This window comes from Micromonospora gifhornensis (assembly GCF_016863515.1).
GTDB lineage: Bacteria > Actinomycetota > Actinomycetes > Mycobacteriales > Micromonosporaceae > Micromonospora > Micromonospora gifhornensis.
The window spans coordinates 172,733-192,032 of record NZ_BOPA01000003.1; the positions used below are offsets into that span (position 1 = coordinate 172,733).

The 19,300-nt window shown below is 69.2% G+C and carries 16 protein-coding genes and 2 pseudogenes; 11 read left to right on the plus strand and 7 right to left on the minus strand.

Translation table 11 applies throughout. The features are described 5' to 3' along the window. Nucleotides 1–46 precede the first annotated feature (46 nt). From Vgi01_RS02205 to Vgi01_RS02225, 5 genes are all read left to right on the plus strand, one after another. Nucleotides 47–850, plus strand: a complete 804-nt coding sequence (locus Vgi01_RS02205; protein ID WP_102660591.1) for an SGNH/GDSL hydrolase family protein — start codon at nt 47–49, stop codon at nt 848–850. A gap of 156 nt (nt 851–1,006) precedes the next feature. Continuing rightward, complete coding sequence (locus Vgi01_RS02210) at nt 1,007–3,541, plus strand: FtsK/SpoIIIE domain-containing protein (RefSeq protein ID WP_204289986.1); 2,535 nt, start codon at nt 1,007–1,009, stop codon at nt 3,539–3,541. 2 nt (nt 3,542–3,543) lie between these two features. After that, a complete protein-coding gene (locus Vgi01_RS30400; RefSeq protein ID WP_239088758.1) occupies nt 3,544–4,608 on the plus strand; it encodes a hypothetical protein in 1,065 nt (354 codons plus the stop codon). A 155-nt stretch (nt 4,609–4,763) separates the two neighbouring features. Next, nucleotides 4,764–5,027 carry a DUF6244 family protein gene (locus tag Vgi01_RS02220; protein ID WP_204289987.1) on the plus strand — a complete coding sequence of 88 codons (264 nt, stop codon included), beginning with the start codon at nt 4,764–4,766 and terminating at the stop codon, nt 5,025–5,027. 34 nt (nt 5,028–5,061) lie between these two features. Beyond that, nucleotides 5,062–5,487: a hypothetical protein gene (locus Vgi01_RS02225; protein WP_204289988.1), complete on the plus strand. Its 426-nt coding sequence runs from the start codon at nt 5,062–5,064 to the stop codon at nt 5,485–5,487. A 47-nt stretch (nt 5,488–5,534) separates the two neighbouring features. On the opposite strand, the gene Vgi01_RS02230 is transcribed toward Vgi01_RS02225, so the two are convergent. Next, nucleotides 5,535–6,794: a S8 family peptidase gene (locus Vgi01_RS02230; protein WP_239088759.1), complete on the minus strand. Its 1,260-nt coding sequence runs from the start codon at nt 6,792–6,794 to the stop codon at nt 5,535–5,537. Between the two features lie 252 nt (nt 6,795–7,046). Then, the gene (locus Vgi01_RS02235) at nt 7,047–7,532 is read right to left on the minus strand and encodes a hypothetical protein (protein ID WP_204289989.1); all 486 of its coding nucleotides are present in this window, start codon (nt 7,530–7,532) and stop codon (nt 7,047–7,049) included. A 159-nt stretch (nt 7,533–7,691) separates the two neighbouring features. On the opposite strand from Vgi01_RS02235, the gene Vgi01_RS02240 reads away from it, so the two are divergent. Next, nucleotides 7,692–11,447, plus strand: a complete 3,756-nt coding sequence (locus Vgi01_RS02240) for an NACHT domain-containing protein (RefSeq protein WP_239088760.1) — start codon at nt 7,692–7,694, stop codon at nt 11,445–11,447. Here Vgi01_RS02240 and Vgi01_RS02245 read toward each other — a convergent pair. Beyond that, nucleotides 11,444–11,752: a flavin reductase gene (locus Vgi01_RS02245; RefSeq protein ID WP_239088761.1), complete on the minus strand. Its 309-nt coding sequence runs from the start codon at nt 11,750–11,752 to the stop codon at nt 11,444–11,446. The two genes, Vgi01_RS02240 and Vgi01_RS02245, sit on opposite strands and share 4 nt — an antisense overlap. Before the next feature lie 280 nt (nt 11,753–12,032). Between Vgi01_RS02245 and Vgi01_RS02250 the strand changes: the two genes are divergently transcribed. Beyond that, complete coding sequence (locus Vgi01_RS02250) at nt 12,033–12,455, plus strand: GNAT family N-acetyltransferase (RefSeq protein ID WP_239088762.1); 423 nt, start codon at nt 12,033–12,035, stop codon at nt 12,453–12,455. On the opposite strand, the gene Vgi01_RS02255 is transcribed toward Vgi01_RS02250, so the two are convergent. Further along, on the minus strand, nt 12,433–13,092 hold the full coding sequence (locus Vgi01_RS02255) for a transposase (protein WP_239088763.1): 660 nt from the start codon (nt 13,090–13,092) through the stop codon (nt 12,433–12,435). The genes Vgi01_RS02250 and Vgi01_RS02255 overlap by 23 nt on opposite strands. Before the next feature lie 797 nt (nt 13,093–13,889). Then, on the minus strand, nt 13,890–14,270 hold the full coding sequence (locus Vgi01_RS02260) for a hypothetical protein (RefSeq protein WP_204289990.1): 381 nt from the start codon (nt 14,268–14,270) through the stop codon (nt 13,890–13,892). A gap of 490 nt (nt 14,271–14,760) precedes the next feature. On the opposite strand from Vgi01_RS02260, the pseudogene Vgi01_RS02265 reads away from it, so the two are divergent. Next, nucleotides 14,761–15,053 (plus strand): annotated as a pseudogene (locus tag Vgi01_RS02265) (transposase family protein); the annotation flags it as partial. Beyond that, nucleotides 15,048–15,218: pseudogene (locus Vgi01_RS31345) on the plus strand (Scr1 family TA system antitoxin-like transcriptional regulator); the annotation flags it as partial. The pseudogenes Vgi01_RS02265 and Vgi01_RS31345, both read left to right, overlap by 6 nt. A gap of 9 nt (nt 15,219–15,227) precedes the next feature. Here Vgi01_RS31345 and Vgi01_RS02270 read toward each other — a convergent pair. Continuing rightward, the gene (locus Vgi01_RS02270; protein ID WP_204289991.1) at nt 15,228–16,010 is read right to left on the minus strand and encodes a transposase family protein; all 783 of its coding nucleotides are present in this window, start codon (nt 16,008–16,010) and stop codon (nt 15,228–15,230) included. Between the two features lie 300 nt (nt 16,011–16,310). Between Vgi01_RS02270 and Vgi01_RS02275 the strand changes: the two genes are divergently transcribed. Next, nucleotides 16,311–16,505, plus strand: a complete 195-nt coding sequence (locus Vgi01_RS02275; RefSeq protein WP_204289992.1) for a DUF397 domain-containing protein — start codon at nt 16,311–16,313, stop codon at nt 16,503–16,505. Between the two features lie 152 nt (nt 16,506–16,657). Here Vgi01_RS02275 and Vgi01_RS02280 read toward each other — a convergent pair whose 3' ends face one another. Further along, nucleotides 16,658–17,767, minus strand: a complete 1,110-nt coding sequence (locus Vgi01_RS02280) for a M14 family zinc carboxypeptidase (protein ID WP_204289993.1) — start codon at nt 17,765–17,767, stop codon at nt 16,658–16,660. A 603-nt stretch (nt 17,768–18,370) separates the two neighbouring features. Here Vgi01_RS02280 and Vgi01_RS02285 point away from each other — a divergent pair. Continuing rightward, nucleotides 18,371–19,177 (plus strand): TerC family protein, encoded by an 807-nt coding sequence (locus Vgi01_RS02285; RefSeq protein ID WP_204289994.1) that lies wholly within the window; start codon nt 18,371–18,373, stop codon nt 19,175–19,177. Nucleotides 19,178–19,300: the final 123 nt, after the last annotated feature.

Genomic DNA, 19,300 nt, shown 5'->3' on the forward strand with positions numbered 1-19,300 from the left:
CGCGCGGTTCTCGGGCTCCACCACCACCCCCCTGTGGAGGTCCGCCATGCCCCACCGTCCGCTGGCCCGCGCCCTGGCCGCGCTGGTCGCCCTCGCCACCGCCACCCTCGGCGCGCTGGCCGTCCCCGCCGCCGCCCAGGCAGCCGCCGCACCCATCCACTACGTCGCCCTCGGTGACTCGTACTCCTCCGGCGTCGGCGCCGGCCCGTACGACCTGTCCACCTGCCTGCGCAGCCAGAAGTCGTACGCCCCGCTGTGGGCCGCCGCCAACAACGTGGCCAGCTTCCGCTTCCCCGCCTGCGGCGGCGCGGTCACCGCCGACGTGCTCAACAACCAGCTCAGCTCGCTGAGCAGCACCACCACCATGGTCACCATCACCATCGGCGGCAACGACGCCGGGTTCGCCGACGTGATGACCAGTTGCCGCTTCGGCAGCACCTCCAACTGCACAAACGCGGTCAACGAGGCGAAGGCCTTCGCCACCGGCACGCTCCCGGCCCGGCTGGACCGCACCTACGCCGCCATCCGCGACCGGGCCCCCAACGCCCGGCTGATCGTGCTCGGCTACCCGCGTCTGTTCGAGACCGGCTCCTGTGGCCTGCTGGCGATGAGCAGCCAGAAGCGCATTCTGCTCAACGAGGCCGCCGACGTGCTCGCCCAGGTGACCGCCGACCGGGCCGCCGCGGCCGGCGCCACCTTCGCCGACACCCGGCCCACCTTCGCCGGTCACGGCGTCTGCGCCGCCCAGCCGTGGATCCGCGACGTCACCGGCGTCATCGAGGCGTACCACCCGAACGCCGACGGCTACCGCCACGGCTACCTGCCGGCGCTCAACGCCGTCACCGGCTGACCGCCCACCCACGACGGCCGGCGGTACGCACCCGCGTACCGCCGGCCGACGTCGATCCACGGTGGAGCCGACACGTCCGGGTGCGGACACGTGCCCGCCTCGCCGCGGTCCGTTAGGGTTTCACCGACCAGACGGCCGTCGGCGGAGGGGCAGACGTTGGGCAGGCTCGCGTCGGCGTACGGGCAGGCGAACGCCGCACACCGGGCCGCCCGGGCCCACCTCGATGTCGCTCGGAACGCGCTGAACCAGAGCACACCGACCGCCCCGACGGTCGACCCCGACCTGCTGGCCCTGCTGGCCCGGGTCGGGGGCACCCTGGCCACCCCGACGCCGGGCACCCCACTGGCCGGACAACCGGTGCCGGTACGCCTCGGCGAGGCGGTCACCGATGGTGGCGGCTTCCCCGTCCTGGTGCCCCTCGGCGCCGGACATCATCTCGCCGTCGACACCGACGCCCGCGACCCGGCCGTGGCCGCACTGCTGCGCGCGGTCGTGCTGCGCCTGCTCGCCACCGCCGCACCCGGCGGCGTCCGGGTCGCCGGGTGCGACAGCGCCGCCCTCGGCGCCACCTTCGGTCCACTGCGACCCCTGCTCGACGCCGGCGTCATCGACCCACCGGCCACCACCGAGCCGGAGGTCGCCGCACTGCTCGACGCCGCCGAACAGCACGCGCGTACCGCCCGGCAGGCCGACCGGCCGGACCAGGAACTGCTGGTGCTGGTCGCCGCGTCGGTGCCGTCGCCACGCGACGCCGCCCGGCTCGCCGCGCTCACCCACGCCGGGCCGGCCGCTGCCGTCTGCGTCCTGCTCGCCGGCTGGCGGGCGGCCGGTCCGGGCGAGCCGGCGCCGCCGCTGGGCGCCACCACCGTGCTCCGGATGATCAACGGGTACGCCCGCGTCGGCGACCCGCCGCACGCCCCGTTCAGCGCCGACGGCAGCGGCCTGGCCGTCCCGGTACGGCTCGACGGTGACCCGCCACCGGCCTCGGTCGCGGCGCTGGCCGCCCACCTCGGCGAGGCCGCCCGCCGGGGCGCGACGATCGGCTTCGCCGACCTGCTGCCGCCGCGACGATGGGCTGACTCGGCCCGCGCCGGACTGCGTACCGTGGTCGGTCGGGCCGGCCGCGAACCGTTCACCATCGCCTTCGACGACGCCACCCCGCACTGGCTGGTCGGCGGGCGTACCGGCGCCGGCAAGACGGTGTTCCTCCTCGACGTGCTGTACGGGCTGGCCGCCCGCTACGCCCCGAGCGAGTTGCAGCTCTACCTGCTCGACTTCAAGGAGGGGGTGAGCTTCACCGAGTTCGTCCCCACCGGCCGCGACCCGTCCTGGCTGCCGCACGCCCGCGCCGTCGGCATCGAGAGCGACCGCGAGTACGGCGTGGCCGTGCTGCGGGAACTGCGCCGCGAACTGCAGCGGCGGGCCACCGCGCTGAAACGTCACGGCGTCACCAAACTGGCCGACCTGCCCGCCGACACCACCGTGCCACGGATCATCGCCATGATCGACGAGTTCCAGGTGCTGCTCGCCGGCAACGACCCGATCTCCCGCGAGTCGGTGGACCTGCTGGAGGAGTTGGCCCGCAAGGGCCGCTCGTACGGCGTACACCTGGTGCTGGCCAGCCAGAGCACGACGGGCATCGAGGCGCTCTACGGCCGTGCCGAGGCGGTCTTCGGGCAGTTCGCGTTGCGGGTGGCGCTGCCCGGCGGCGGGGGAGTGCTCGACCCGCTCAACGACGCCGCGGCCACCCTGCCGGTCGGCTCGGCCGTGATCAACACCGCCGCCGGGGTGGCCGGCGCGAACACGGTGATCCGCTTCCCCGACGCCTACGCCGCCGCCGACGAGTTGACCCGCCTGCGGCACGAGCTGTGGCAGGCCCGCCCGTCGGACGCCCGGCCACCGTCGGTGTTCCGGGGCTACGAGACCGCCCGCGTCGAGGACGACGCCACCTTCACCGGCCTGCGCCCCGGCGGCCGGCGACCCCTGGCCCTGGTCGGCCGTACCGTCGACGTGGACGGCACCAGCGCCCTGTTCATCATGGACACCGCCCCCGGCCGCCACCTGGCCGTGGTGGGCACCTCCGCCGCCGGTGCCGAGGTGCTGCGCGCCGCCACCCTGAGCCTGGCCCGGCAGCACACCCCCGGCGAGGTGACCTTCCTGCTCGCCCCACTGGTCGCCGCCGCCGACCCGGCGGCCGACGACACCGCCGCCACGCTGACCGCCGCCGGCCACCCGGTGGTACGCCTCGACGCCACCGCCCTGCGCCGGCACCTCGCCGCCGGCTCGACCGACTCTGTGGACCCGCCGGGGCGTAGCTATCTGGTGGTGTTCGGGATGGACGCCGCGGCCGGGCTGCTCGCCGAGACCGATCCGGCGACCTTCCGTTCCGGCCACGACGACCTGCGGACCCTGCTGCGCCAGGGCCCCGGCCACGGGGTGCACCTGCTCGGCTGGTGGCGTGGGCTGCGCCGGCTCGCCGACGACCTCGGCGGTACCCAGAACCGCGACGACGTCGCCTGCCTGGTCGCGCTGAACGTGCCCGGCGCCGACCTCGGCCTGCACCTCGGGGTGCACGACCTGGCGTACACGCCCCGAGCCGACCGAGCCCTGCTTGTCGACCGGCACGACCAACGGATCCGGCTGATCGTGCCGTTCGCCCGCGACGGGCACACCGCCGAAGGGCAGGAGTGAACGTGTCCACCTTCGACGAGTACGCCGCGCTGGTCCGTCACCTGTCGACGCAGCAGCGCGCCAGCGAGCAGGGTGTCGCCGCCGACGAGCAGCGGCGACGGGATCTCGGCGCGACCGTGGAATACCTGGATCGTCGACTGCTCGCCCAGGGGCAGCGCCTCGACCAACTCGGCCGCACCATCGGCGTCATCTCCCCGCCCCCCGGCCCACCGTTCACGGCGCCCGCCTCCGGCCCACCAGCCACCGCGCCAGCCTCTGGCCCGCCGGTCACCGCGCCCGCCTCCGGTCCGCCAGCCACCGCGCCCGCCTCTGGCCCGCCGGTCACCGCGCCCGCCTCCGGTCCGTCGGGCACCGCGCCCGCCTCCGGTCCGCCAGCCACCGCGCCAGCCTCCGGCCTGCCGGTCGCCACGCCCATCTCCGGTCCGCCGAGGCCACCCGGCGTGCCCACCTCCGGGCCGCCTGGGCCGCCCGGTCGCGCGGGGGCGGGTGGCTCGCTACCGGGGACGGGGTGGGACGGCGGCGCAGCCGCCGCGCCGGGGCGGTCGGGTGTCGGGGCGTACCCCCAGGTGGGTGTGGGGGAGGCGGAGCGGGCGTTGCCGGTGGCGGTGAGCGCGACGGCGGCCGGGGTGCCCGGGCAGCGGGCCGCGGAGATCGATGCGGCGACGGAGCTGGAGCTGGCCCGGCGGTGGGCCGACGAGGCCGACCGGTACGCGCAGCAGACGGAGGTGCTCGCCCAGCGGCCGGCGCTGCTGCCGAGCTGGTCGCCGATGGCTCGGGCGATCGCCGTCTACCTCGCGTTCGCCGCCGTGTCGGTGCTGATCATGCTGGTCATGGTGCTCGCCTCCGGAGTCGGCGTGGTCGGCGGATGGACGTTGTTCTCCTGGATGTGTGCCGGCCTGCCCGCCGCCTCGCTGATCGGTGGCTGGCTGGTGCTCGGCCGCTGGGGTCGGCCTGCCGTCGGCGCGATGACCGCACCCCGCTACCCGGTGATCGGCTTCCTGCTCTGCTTCCTCGCCGTCCCGCTCGCCTACTGCGGCTACCTCGTCCTGATCCGGACCCTGCGCTGAGTCCGTCGAGATCTTGGAACGCCAGCGCCCCTCTGGGGGCACTTTCGTACCAAGGTCTCGGCGGAGGTTCAGGGTGTCGCGGCGGGTGCGGGAGTCTCGTAGGCTCCTCTGTGGTTGCTCGTGTGGTGGTTGAGGGTCAGGTGGGGGGAGGGCTTGTGAGTGCAGCGGAGATGATCGCCAGGCTGGCGGCAGCGGCACAGAAGCTGGACGAGGCGAAGGCGAAGACGGCCGCCGCCGCGCAGGACGCGGCCGAGGCACGGCAACTCGTCGCGGGCGCGTTGCAGGGCGTCGCCGCCGGGCCGCTGATCAACATGATCGATTCGTACCGGCAGGCGCTCGCGCAGGCCGTCCAGGGCGGTGAGCCCGCCAAGCAGCACGTCCAGGAGACCATCGCGAAGGTACGCGCGCTGGGCAACTGACCGTCGGCGGTGGGACAAGGGTGGAGGTGGCGCAGTGGGTGACGGCGGCGTGCTTGACGGGTTCCACATCGGATTTTTGCCGGGTGGGCTGGGCGATCTGGTCTCCGACTTCGCCAGCGAGTGGGGAGACGTGCAGATCACCAGTCGGGTCTGGGAGCGGCAAACTGCCGACGGGCACCGGGTGGACCTGCGGTTGCATGTGCTGCGCGGGCCGCGGTTGAGTGACCTCGACGGGCTGCGCGACTTCCTCGTCGACTATCACGAGCGGGAACTCGACGATTCACAGCTGATGGACTTCCCGCACCCCGACGGGCCCGGTCGGGCGACCGACACCCAGGTGTTCTGGCTGACCGAGCCGGGCGTCGCGGTGACCGTGCTCGTCGACCCGGAGCAGTTCGGTCAGGACGACCTGTTCACCGTTGCGCGGGGCATCGTCCGGGAACGCGAGCAGGCGGGCTGAGGCGGGGCCGCGGTTCTGCTGCGGCCCCGCCGGGTGCGAGTCGGGGATCAGGAACCGGTCGGGCTCAGCGGAGCGCCGTCCGGAACGACGGGGATGACCCCGGTCGGTCCGACGTAGAGCAGCCGGTTCGGCGAGCCCTCCGGGTTGGGGATCTTGTTCATGGTGGCGTTGGCCAAGATCAGGTTGCCTACCTGCTGTGGGGTCAGGCCGGGGTTGTTGCCGAGGATCAGGGCGGCGGCGCCGGCGACGTGCGGGGCGGCCATCGAGGTGCCGCTGGCAATGTAGGAGCTGTTGTCGCTGGTGTACCAGGCGGAACGGATTTCCTGGCCGGGGGCGAAGATGTCGGTGCAGCGGCCCCAGTTGGAGAACAATGCCCGGGTGTCGCCGATGGTGCTGGCGTTCACCGTGAGCGCTTCGAGGACCCGGGCCGGGGTGTATTCGCAGGCGTCGGAGTTGTTGTTACCCGAGGAGATCGTGTAGAGCACACCTTTCAGGATGGAAGCCCGGACCGCGTTCTCCAGGGTGAGGTGGCTGCCTTTGGCGCCGAGACTCATGTTCGCCACCGCGGACGTCCTGGTCACGTGTTGAGTGGTCACCCATTCGACGCCGGCGATGACTGCCGCCGCGCTACCCGTGTTCCCGCAGCCGAGGACCTTGACCGCGACCAGTGACACGCTCTTGGCAACCCCGAATGCCCTGCCACCGAGGGTGCCCGCGACATGCGTACCGTGGCCGTTGCAGTCGGTGTTGATCCCGTCCCCGGTGGTGTTGACACCCCAGACCGCCCGACCACCGAAATCGGCATGCGTCGTCCGGATCCCGGTGTCGAGCACATACGCCCGCACCCTGTTCGTCGCGTCCGGGTACATGTACGTGTTGTCGAGCGGCAGATGTCGCTGATCGATCCGGTCCAGCCCCCACGACGGCGGGTTCGTCTGGGTACCCGTGAGCCGGACCTCGACGTCCTGTTCGACGTACGCCACTCCCGGTTGGGCAGCGAGTCGACGTGCGTCCGCCCCGCTCATCGTGCCGGCGAACCCTTGCACGGTATGCGAGTAGGTGTGCGTGACCTTGACGTTGTATGTGGTGGTCAACTCGCGGGTCAGCGCCTGGGTTTTCATGGCCGTGTCGTCCTTGAGCACCACGAGGTAACTGTCCGGAATGGCATGTGGACTGCCGGCGCCGAGAATGTTGCCCTCGGCCGCAGCCGCCGGTGACGGGGCCACCGAGACCAGTAGGGCAGCCGTCGTGGCAACCGCTGCTGAGCTGGCGAAACGCTGTCGCCAGGTTCTGCCGGCATCGTTCATGGTGATTCCTCCCATGCTGACGCTGAGTGTGGGACCCCGTCGAACATGCAGAGCGCCATCTGCCGCGCAAGAATAGCGAAATAGATCCGTAACCGTCAATTAGTCGAATCGCGATATCCTGCGTGGCTCAGGTGTCTGGAGGAATAGCCCATTAGCTCGCAAACCTGTTTTAGTCGCGATAATGCATGGTTGGCCGCATCTTCAAAGCGGGTTGAGGAATTGCGGTTGTGCGACTTGCGTAATGCACAAGCGCTACGCCGACGGCTCGTACCGGTCCTCGGCGGCCTGCGCCAGGTGACACCGGACGATCGCCCGGCAGGAGGTGGCCAGCAGCAGCCCGATGCCAGCCGCCATGATCGGCAGCCCGACACCGAAGGACTGCTCGGCCACCGCATCCAGACTGCTCCGTTCGCCCAACATGCCGAAGCTCGCCGCCACCACCGCCAGCGCGTTGACCAGGGTGCCCACGGCGGCCACCATGCCGGTCATCGCCGCCACCACGCTGCGCTGTGCCCACAGTGCCGCGCCGGCAGCCAGCAGCAGCCACGCGAAGGTGATCAGGGTCCAGCCGCCTCCGCCGCTGAGCGACGCATACTCCCAGCCGGAGAACGACCACAGGGCCCGATTCTTCTTGAACCAGGGCATCAGGTATCCGATGAGGGTGACCAGAGTGGCCACGAGCATGCCCGTGTCGACGGCGACCAGTCGGAGCGATGAGGTCTGCGGTGTCGTGGACATGGTCCTCCTCGTCATCGAGTTACGGAGCAGCATCGTACGCGCGGTCCATGATTGCGGCTCGGTCACGCGTGGTCCCGACGTCTGATGGAAACACTGTGGACACTGCCCCGAACACGGTGCGTGGTGATGGATGGATGCCGGTGACTACACTGCGCGGCCGTGGAACCTGCCTCACTCACCTCCGCCCTGGCCAAAGCGATCATGTCGCAGTTGGTCAGACAGTTGGCGGGCCCGGCACTGACGAGCGTGAAGACGCGCGTGCTTGGCGACCCGGAGCGCAAGGCGCTGGAGCAGGCGTTGGACCGCGCGTTCGGCCAGATCCGGCAGGCGTACGGGCACCAGCTCGCAGACTTCGACGTCAATCCCGACTTCTGGCAGCATGAGGGCGCCACGGAGCTGGCGAAGGTCCTCCTGCCCGGTGCGCGACCCTCGCCGGCGGCACTGGCCCGGCGGGCTGTCGGGTCGCTGGGGACCTTCCAGTCCGACGACGAACAACTCGACCGGATCAACCTGCTCCGCCCGGTGTTCAAGGCGTTCCTCGACGCCCTGAGCACCGAGGTACGCCGCGAACCTGCGCTGCAAGCCCTGCTGCACCGTTCCGACGAGGCCCACAGCGCCCAGGCGACCGGCAGGCTGGCCGAGCAGTCGGGTGCTGCCGGGGCCGGCGAAGACGATCTGCTGCACTACCTGACCTGGCTGATCGACCAGCACCGGTACCTGCCGACCGTGGGGGTGGTCCGCAACACCACCGTCCGGCTGCCGCTGACCGAGGTGTTCGTCGGGTTACAGGCCCAGGTCGACCGGCGCCCCGGTGACCGGGCGCGGGAATGGTTCACGCGGGAACGCGACAAGCTGACCGCGCTGATGGAGACCGGTCAGCTCGACCAGACCGGCTTCGAGGCCGCCCTGGACCGGTTGCAGCTGACCTACGGCCGGAAGTTCCCCGCCGACGGTGAGCGGGACGAGACACCGGTGCTGCCGGTGCTGGACACGGTGGGCAGGAACGCCCAGTTGCTGGTGCTCGGCGACCCGGGCTCGGGTAAGACGACCCTGTTGCGTTACCTGGCCCTGACCCACGCCAAGGCCCGGATCGCCGATCCCACGGATCCGGCCACCCGGCTCCCGATCTATCTGCGGATCGGCGAGTACGCCCAGCACGGCTACCCCCGGGTGGGCATCGGCGAGTTCCTCATCGAGCACCTGCGCCGCCATGAATGCCGTACGCCGGGCTTGGCCGATCTCCTCCAGAGGCACCTCGACACCGGTCGGTGCCTGGTGCTGTTGGACGGTCTCGACGAGATCGCCTCCGCAGAGCTGCGGCGGGGGGTGGTCGCGGCGGTGGTCAACTTCGTCACCGCGCATGCCCGGCAGGGCAACCGTTTCGTGGTGACCAGCCGGATCTCCGGCTACCAGGCCGCGCCGCTACCCGACTCGTTCCACGCGGTGCGGTTGACGGAGATGGACGACGCGACGATTGAGGCTTTCCTGGAGGTCTACTGCCGGGAGGTGGAACAGGCCGAAACGCCGGAGCGGAGCCCCTCGGCGACCCGCGAGGCCGCCGCCCGGGAAGCCGCGGCGATCGGTGCGGCCCTGAAAACCACCCCGGGCGTACGCCGACTGGCCGCCAACCCTCTGCTGCTCACCGCCCTGGTCCTGGTGCACCGCTCCAGTGGGCGCCTGCCACACCGGCGGGTCGAGGCGTACATCGAGGTATGTCACGCTCTGGGGCGGACCTGGCGCAGCGCGCAAGGTGTTGCGGAGGCTGACCTGCCGGACGAGCGGATCCTCAACCGGTGGCTGGCGCGGCTCGGGGCCTGGCTGCACGAGCACCGCCCCGAGGGCGCGGCCAGCAAGCTGGAACTGCTTGAGGTGCTCGGCCCGCTCTGGGCGGCGCACCACGGCAGCCCCTGGGATCCGCAGGTGTTGCGCGACGCCGACCCGTTGGACACCGATCCGGGTCGGGGGGTGCTCGACTTCGTCAGGAAGGTCGACGCGCACACCGGGCTGCTGGTCGAGCGGGCCCCCGGCCGGTACGGCTTCGCCCACCTGACCTTCGAGGAGTACTACACCGGCCGAGCGCTGGCTCTGCTCGGTTCGATCGAGAACCGGGCGAGCGAGATCCGCCGCCGGCTGCACGATCCCCGCTACGACGAACCGATCCTGCTCGCCCTGGGCCTGATCGGTACCGACTACGCCGAGCAGATCGACGAGGTGGTCGCGCAGGCGATCTATCCCGGAGCGGAACCCAGCGAGTACGAGGACCTGCTCGGACGTGACTTCCTGTTCATGCTCCGGGTCCTGGCCGACGACGTGCCGCTGACGCGGACCGCGACCATCGACGAGATCCTGCACCAGGCAATAGAGGAGTACCTACACCGTGATTTCAGTCGATGCCGCTTCACCGCCTACCGGAAAGCCCTGATTCAGCGACTGCGCGGCCTCGGAGGCACCAGGGCCGGTGAACGTCTCCGGGTGGCCCTCGATGCCTGGGTGGAGATCCTCACCAGGCACCCGGAAATATCGGATGGCCCCGGATCCGAACGTTGGTGCGAACTGGTTGAGATAGTCGCCGCGCACGGCCCTCTCCTTCCGGTCACCCGCGACCGGCTCGTATGGCTAGCGGCAGATCTCTCTGACGCTTACCGGGCGGTTCGGGCGATGGAGGTGTTGGCCCAACAGGGTGCGCTTACCGAGAACGTGATCGCGGCAGCCCTGATGCTGAGAAGCGACTGGGATCCGATAGTCCAGGATGGCGCGCTGGGGGCCCTGCACCTTGGTCATGCCTTCACCCCGAAGGTGGTCGAGGCGGTGACGGAGTTGGCGACGAGTGCCGACGACTCGTGGATCCGGGTGCGAGCGGTGGAGGTGTTGGTGCGTCGTGGTCTTCTCACCGAGGAGGTGACCTCGGCTGTCGTGGGAATGGCGGCGGAGCAGCCGGACGATGGGGCTCGGGCGGTGGCGGAGCTGGCATGGGCAGGTGTGTGGACCGGCGAGGTGATCACGTCGCTGGTGGGGTTGGCGACCGGCGCTGGAAGCCTGGGTTCCAGGGTGACAGCGGCGTACGCGCTGGCGACGGGTGGTCAGCCGACCCCGGAGGTGACCGCTGCGTTGGCGGGGTTGGCGACCGGTGTTGCCGCCTCTGAGGTTCGGGTGGTTGCCGTGGAAGGGCTGGCGCGGCAGGGCCGATTGACCGGTGAGGTGGTGGTGTCGGCACTGGAGGTGGCTACAAGCCCCGGTGACCCCGAAACGCGGGCGCGGGCGATAAAGGTGTTGGCGGAGGATGGCCGATTGACCGACGCGGTGGTGGTGGCGGCGGTGGAGTTGGCGACCGGGCCGGGTGATCCGGCTGCCAAGGCCCGGGCAAATACGCTGTTGGCCGCTTACCAGACCTTGACCGTCGAGGTGATCGCTGCGCTGGTGCGGTTGGCTACTGCAGAGGGCGAGGATCTCTCCGAGCGAGTGCAGGCGATGGAGGTGCTGGGCGAGTTTCGGGCGTTGGGCGGCGAGGTGGTCGCGGCCGCAGTGGGAGTCGCGACCGGCGAACATCCACCGGACCTGCGGGCGCGGGCCATGGGTGCCCTCGCCGCTGCCGGGCTGCTGACTGGGGCGGTCGCCGCCACCGCCCAGGAAATCATCGCCGAGCCGGAGGAATGGTGGATTCGACGCGACCTGGTGCGGTACCTGCGACATGCCCCGCCGACCAAGGGCCTCATCGGGACCTTGATGGCCCGGTTCCGTGACCGTAGCGAACAGGTCTGGACCGAGGTGGGAAACACCCTCGTCGAGATCTCCCGCCGACACCCGGAGGTCGCCGCCGATATCCGGTCGAGACTGGCCGTTGCCTGCACTTACCCGCTGATGCCGCGCGACTTCGTGTACCAGGCACTGCACCGTCAGGTCGAGGCCATCGGCTAACGGCGCCGATCGGTCGATTCCTCTGGTCGGTTGTTGCCCTGTGTGGTGAGGACCAACCCGACCGGGACCCAGTCGGTGAAGCGTTGGTGCAGGTTCCTCGGGTAGGCCTCCGGGTGCAGGTCGGCGAGTTGTTCGGCGGCCTGTTCGCGCAGGGTCACCAGGTGGACGAGCAGCCCCGGCATGTTGCCCCGGTACTCGGCGAGCAGGCGCAGTTTCGCCGGTGAGCAGGGCCAGGAGCTGCAGCATGCTTGGCAGCGCCAGGTCGGTCGGGAGGGGACGTGATCGCGGAGGTGCGGTCGTCTCACCGGTTGCTCCCTGTCGTGCCGTGCCGCTGGCTCCGAGCCCAGCTTCTGCTCGGCGGGAAGGAGGGCCGTCGAGTCGCTGGGCGGCTTCCAGTCCGGCGACAACACCCCCGGATCGTCGAAACGACAGGGGCAGGAAGTCGTACCGGGCCGGGCGACCAAGGAGTCCCCGGCTGAGGACGGTCAAAAGACCTCCGATATCCGTAGGGGTCAAGTCTTCATGCGTTTGGAGGGCCGCGCTCGTAGGCGAGGTGGTTCAGTACGCTTCGGCCCTGTGATGCACATGATCTTGCGTAGTGCGCACGCCGCGGACATTCCGGCGGTGCTGGACTTCTGGCGAGCGGCAGCCGAGGACGGGCACCGTCCGGCGGACAGTGCGCAGGCGGTCGCGGCGCTCATCGCCCGCGATCCTGAGGCGCTCATCCTTGCTGTGGATGAGGGGGTACTGGTGGGCACGGTCATCGCCGGGTGGGACGGATGGCGGTGTCACCTGTACCGGTTGGCGGTAGCCCCTGCTTACCGTGGGCAGGGGATCGCCCGCTCGCTGGTGGAAGCTGCGGAGGATCGGCTCCGTCGGCTCGGCGGCATCCGTGTCGACGCGATGGTTCTCGACGACAACAGCACGGCTCATCCAGCGTGGCGGGCTTTGGGCTACCAGCCGCAGGCTCAGTGGTCACGGTGGGTCAAGCCGCTGCCGGTGCAGTGACGAGGCAGTAGGAGCCGGGAAACGCCTTTTCGGGGTCGTAGGACTGCCCTGTGGCCAGGCAGTGGTGCAGGCAGCCGAGAAGCCGGTTGAACAGGTTGCGCAGCGCCGCGGGGTGCCGGTCGCCGTGGTCGCGTCGACGTTGATAGTGGTGCCTGGCAGGTTCGGCATGGGTGGCTGCGACGAACGCCCACAAGTAGCCGGCCGCGGCGAGGCGGTTGTTCTTCACCTTGCGGTGGGTGATGGAGATGCTGCGCCCGGACGCGCGGGTCACCGGTGCCGCGCCGGCGTAGGCCTTCAACGCGCGGGCGTCGGCGAACCGGGCGCGGTCATCGCCTATCTCAGCCAGGATGCGGGCGCCGGTCACGTCGGCCAGGCCGGGAAAGCTGGTCATGATCGCATGGTCCGGGTGCTGGCGGAACGCCTCACTGGCGGCCTCGGCGAGCTGGTCGACATTGGCGCACTCGACGTTCAGCGTCGCCAGCAGGGCCAGCGCCTGGATGCCCATCGCCTCCTCCACGACGGCCGGCTGACGCAGCTGCGGACGCCGCAGCGCCTGCTGCAGCTCAGCGGCCAGGTCCTCGATGCCGCGTTGGCGGCCGCCGCGGCGCAGCGCAGCCGCGATGCGGGTCGTGGACAACGGAAACGCGCGGCGCCCTACTAATGACGAGGCTCTGTGGCCTACCCTCCGATGAGCCGTTCGCGATCCCAGCGACCCGCACGGCCCCGGTCTTCGCAGTCAGAGCTCGTCGGCTCCCGGGTACACGAGGTGTTCGCCGTGCGGGCGGGCTGCAACCACGATCAACATCTTCCCCAAGATCACGAGGTGGTCCGGCACCGCCGAGATCCGCCGGTCTTGCACGAGACCTGACACGGTCCAGAGGTGTGCAGGCATGTCCTCGGCGAGCCGGACCACCACCCGAACGGCTCGCCGAGCCCACGCTGCCGATCTTTTTGGAGACCTTCAGAGGCCAGGTAACGGGCAGGCATCCGTGAACCACGGCGGGCCGTTCGAGATTCATTAGGTAACGGGGCGATCCTCGCCGCCGCAACACTCGGAGGCATGGCCGCTCCACTGCTCAGCGGCGGATCGGGCGCGGTCGTGCAGGCCCAGAAGCCTGGTTCCGCCCAACCTTTGGCCAGATCCAGAACGGCTCAGGCTGGCGCTGCACCGGCCTGCGCGACACCGACCTGAAAGAGACCTGCGTCACGGGAAGCGGAGTTGTCATACATAGGGAGGCGTGCCTGGGGCCGGACAGCATCACCTACGTCCTCGTCTACGACCGGCACTACAACGAGATCATGGTCTTCGGGGACAAAGGGCGCGGCCGGCAAGTGGTCCGCCGCCCGCAGCCCAACTCGAAAATCGATCCGCACGTAGACACGCGGCAGCATCCCCGACACGGTCACTGAAAGCCGTCAGCCTGAAGGGGTAACTCACTCGGTGGCACGGCGCACCCTCGTCACTCGCTGGGGCTTACGGATGATGTCCTCGTCGCCCGGCTCGCGGGAAACCAGGTGGAAGCCCTCGGCGGTGTCCGGGTCGTAGTGGATCACCGCATTCCGCTCCTCCAGGTCACGGAGCAGTGCGTTGACCCGGTAGGTGTCGTCGCGGCTGAGCACCTTGCCGGCGCGACGCCGGGCCTCCTCGCGGAGCAGGAGCAGGAGGTAGTTGTACCGGTGCTCCGGCTTCACGCCCCATGGGATCAGCTCCTCGTCCCGGACCAGCCGGCTGGGGAGGCCGTTCACCTTGCGGAAGTAGCTCCAGCCGGACCCGCTGATGCGGATGCCGTACTTGCGCTCGTGCTCCGCAGTCATCCAGGCGTAGGTGCGGCCCTCCTTGATCCAACGGATCGCCTCATCTGCATTCTTAATCTTCGGCGACGGTGCCACTAACGCCCCTCCATCACGGGTCGCGGATGCTGCAACTTGGCCGCAAGTCTCGCGGCCCAACTCCAAATTGTCGCAACCCATGCAATAAGCAAGTGAAGCACATCTGCCTCGTCGTCTAAACGCAACCCGTCCGTGCCTGCTGCCCTCTCTATGTCCGATTTCCGCAGTGCAATCGAGAGGGCCGAACGGTCCAGTTAACCATTGAGCCATTCCGCGCAAGCGGGTGGTAGCAGTCGGTAGCTGTCTGGAATGCCGGGAAGGCGTGAGACGCGCCAGATCAGGTCCGGTACGAAGAGAAGACGCAGAACCTCGATACGAAGTGGTCCTTCCGCAGATCAACTATCCAGCAGCAGTTTAACAAGGCCCACAACAGCCTGCGAGCCATCGGCGAACGCGGAAACTCCCTGCTCAAGACCGCACCCACGGCATTATCGACGTCCTGACCAGAGCCGACGTGATGACCTTCGCGGACAAGGGCCATCAAGGTGCCCCGAGCAGCGTGCGCACCCCGTTCAAGCGGCACCGCTTCCGGCCGAAGCTGTCACGCCGGCAGAAGGCCGTGAACCGGGCCCACGCGAAGATCCGCACCCGAGGCGAACGCGCGATCGCCACACTCAAGACCTGGAAATTCTGGTCAAGCTGCGCTGCTGCCCGCGCCGAGCAACCGCGATCGTGCAGGCCATGCTTGTCCTGCACCACGAGCCCGCAGTTGTGGTGTTGGACGAGATGGTGCTGCGGCGGGCCTGCGGTGGCCCGGAGGTGATGGCCGAGCAGGTCGCGCACCTGATCAGTTGCGCCGAGCATCCGCATATTCAGTTGCAGGTCGTCCCGCTGTCGGCTGGCATCTACTCGGGACTGGCCGGGGCTTTCATTGAGCCCTTTTCATGCTGGGTAGCGGTTGGCTTCGACGTGGTGCAGGACGAGGATGGCCTGCACGATCGGGGTCGCTCGGCGTGGGTAGCAGCGCAGCTTGGTCACGATCTTGCAGGTCTTGAGGGTGGCGATCGCGCGTTCGCCCCGGGCGCGGATTTTTGCGTGGGCGCGGTTCACGGCCTTCTGCCGGCGTGACAGCTTCGGGCGGAAGCGGCGCCGCTTGAACGGGGTCTGCACGCTGCCGCGGGCTCCTTGGTAGCCCTTATCGGCGAAGGTCATCACCTCTGCGCTGGTCAACGCGTCGATGATACCGTGGGTTCGGGCTGCGGTCAGGTCATGGACCGAATCGGGCAGCGCTGGTGAAGCCCAGACGAGGCGGCCAGTGGCATCCGCAATGACCTGCACGTTAACGCCGTGGTGCTTGTGTTTCCCGGAGTAGTACGGCTTCTGGTCGGCGACCCGGTCGATCGGTATCAGGGTGCCGTCCAGGATCGCGTACGCCAGTCGGCGGATCCGTTGCATGGCGGCGGCCAGGTCATCGGCGGCCGTCGCGAGCAGGGTGATCGCTTCTTGTACGTAGCGCCAGGCGGTGGCGACGCCGATCTGGAAGCCGGCCGCGAGGCGGGTGTAGGTGTCGCCGTTGCGCAGGTGGGCGAGGGCGAGCAGCGCCTGCCGGCCGGGTTCGAGGCGTCGCCATCGGGATCGGCGCTGCTTGCGGTGGCCGCGGATGCGTTCGGCGAGGTGGTTCAAGGTGCGGCTGGACAACGGAATCGTGGCGGGGTAGGACAGCATGGCGAGGCTCCCGGTCGGGGCTTCGAGTCTTGGTCGACAGCTGTCCTACCTGGAGCCTCGCACCCATCGATCACCGGGCCTGCCACACCCGTCCTGACCTGCAAGATCAGCTTGGAAAAGGCTCATTCTGGCCGATCTGCCTGACGGAGCCCGTGCGGCCTGCGTGGACCATCAGCTTGAATCGCAGACCACTGGGCAGCCGGATCCGATAGCGCGCGTCGGCCTGGAATGGGACGCGGTCCGGGGCGAAGCGCTCCCGTTGGGTCAGACGCTCGACATGCTCAAGGAGGCGGCGAAGACATGGACAACCTGATCGGCGCGCGGTGGCGTACCTCGTCGCGCTCCTCCACCAACGGCGGAGTCTGCGTCGAGGTGGCCGACAACCTGCCCGGTGTGGTCGGCGTACGCGATTCGAAGGATCCGACCGGCCCGGCGCTGAGCTTCACCCCGACCGCCTGGCGGGCCTTCCTCACCCAGTTCCCCACGCGGCCCTGACCCGCGCGTCCCTGACCGCGCCTCGGTTGGCCGCGCGTCGCTGATCGCGCGGCCCTGACCCGCGCGCCCTCGGCCCATCGGCGGCGCTGATACCGACCGAAACAGGTGTCGCCCCGGCCTTGACGGCCGGGGCGACAGTGTTGCTACTCGGTTCAGTTACGCGGGACGTTGATCCGCTCGGGGATGAGCTCGTACCGCTCGGGGTCGATGGTGTCCAGGGTCCCGTCGGTGATCGCGTTGAAGATCCCGAAGAGGCCGTCCTCGACCTGCTTGGTCAGCATTCCGTGCTGCTTCTGGCCCCAGGACTGGGTCTGCCCACGGGTCTCGAACAGGATGGTGGCGCTACCCCGCAGGGCGAACGACCCAAGCGCGGTGCCCGGCAGGTTGGTGTTCTGCGGGTAGAGGGTCACCTTGCTCTGCGGCGAGTTGCCGGACTGCAGGGCGTCGTACACGGCGACGTTCACTCGGCGCGAGGCGTCGTAGTTGAACTTGGGCCAGTTGCCGTGCTGGGCGGGGTTGTCGATGAAGCGCCCGGAGATGGAGAGGGTGGTGTAGTCGTCCATTCCCTCACCGGTGTAGCAGGCGGCCTGGTTGTGCAGGTCGGCGAAGATGTCGACGGTGCCGAACTCCTGCTCCAGTGCGCGGTACACGTCCCGCGCGGTCTGCGCCTCGGGGGTGATGTACCAGCCGGTGGAGGCGCTGTTGCCCGGGAAGTGGGCGGCCTGCGGAACGTAGTCGAGGTTGGGGTTGAAGTCGCGGTTCACGTCGAACCCGCCGACCCGGGTGTTGTAGTTCCACGCCGTCCGGGCGTCGGCGAGCTGCGGGAAGTCGGCGACGACGTCGCTCCAGGTGCGCTGGTTCTGCCGAATGTCCGCCTCGCTGCCATCGGGGTTGAGCTTCGGGATGGCGACGATGGTGACGGCCTTGCGGATCTCCTCGGACCGCTTCGAGTTGTTGCCCAGGGTGCGCAGGGCGTCGAGGACGGCGGCGGTGCCGTGCATCTCGTTGCCGTGGATCTGGCTCTGCACCAGCACCACGGTGTCGCCCTCGCCGACCCGGGCCGTCCAGATCTCGCGGCCCTGGTTCGAGTAGCCGGCGACGTCGACCTGGACCTTGCCCTTGCTGGTGTGCTCGATCTGCTGGAGGCTGCGGCGCAGTTCCTCGTGGCTGATGAAGCCCTGGACCGACTTGCCGCCGGTCTCGTTTCCGCAGTGCGATTCGAGCGGTTGGGCGGCGGCCGGAGCGGTAATCGAAACCGCCATTCCGGGAAGGCCGATGAGCAGCGCGGCGGCGACTGCGACGTGACGCTTTACCCGACTTGGTGACGCTGACGGAACAGCTTTACGCATGGATAGTCCTCCACAGTGATCGGGTCGATCTAGCTCGCCACTTAAGCACAGGTAAGGGCAGCTAGCAATGGGTAAACGTGGATCGGTGACCGGTCCCGGAGGGCCAATCTCAAGCTTTCCTCAATTGTCGCCGAGAACTGCTGACAGCCATCGCTGATCTGTCTACGGTGCCACCTTCGATATCCGTCCGGACCTCGATTTCAATGGTGTTCAACACAGTCAGGTTCGACGATTGTAGAAGATGTCAGGCGCGGATCCACGCAATTGTTCGACATTCGTATCGGTGGACCGGCCGGCATCCATTCCTTGGCTTGTCTGCGGCAGGCCGGGCTCGGAGGGGCGGCAACCTCGGCGCTGCCGGTCACGCCGGCGGGCGGGTCAAGGGCCTGGCGCCGTCGGGCGGTCGCTGGTCGGGCGGGGTTGCGGAGCGGGGGGTGACGCGGTACGCCATGCTTGCGCAGATCGCCGATGGTTCCGGGTGCCCCGCCCGGCGGCGTCCTGAGAGTCGAGGATGGAATGGAATTCTTGACCAGTCCCGAGCTGTGGATCGCGTTCGCGACCCTGCTCCTGCTGGAGATCGTGCTGGGCATCGACAACGTCGTGTTCATCTCGATCCTGTCCGGTCGGCTACCCGAACATCAACAGGCCCGAGCCCGTACGATCGGCATCTCCCTGGCCCTGATCACCCGGCTGCTGCTGCTCGCCTCGCTGTCCTGGATCATCGGGTTGACCGCGCCGCTGTTCACCGTGTTCGGGCAGGAGATCTCCGGGCGGGATCTGATATTGCTGCTCGGTGGCTTGTTCCTGGTGGGCAAGGCGACGTACGAGATCCATGAGCACCTGGAGGGCTCCGACCACGGCCGGTCGAAGAAGAAGGTCGTGTCCTTCGGCGCGGTGATCGCGCAGATCCTGGTGCTGGACGTGGTCTTCTCGCTGGACTCGGTGATCACTGCGGTCGGCATGGTCGACGAGTTGGCGATCATGGTCGCCGCCGTGGTGATCGCGATGATCATCATGCTGGTTTCCGCCGCGGCGGTCAGCAACTTCGTCAACCAGCACCCGACGGTGAAGATGCTGGCCCTGTCGTTCCTGCTGATCATCGGTGCGAGCCTGATCGCGGAGAGCTTCGACCAGCACATCCCGAAGGGCTACGTGTACGGGCCGATCGCCTTCTCCATCTTCGTGGAGTTCCTCAACCTGCGGGTACGGGCGCGGCAGCGCCGCGAGCAGGAGGCGAAGCCGGTGCAGTTGCACCCGACGTACGTCAAGAACAGCCCGGCGCGGCCCGACCCCGAGCCGGAGGTGACCACCACCGCCAGCTGAGCCTGCCCCGCGACCCTGCGCCGCCCGTACCCCGATGGGTACGGGCGGCGTCTGTCGTGTGTGGACCTTCAGCCTCCCGGATGCCTGGTGAGGGCTGGGCTACCCGGGCGTAACTTTTCATTG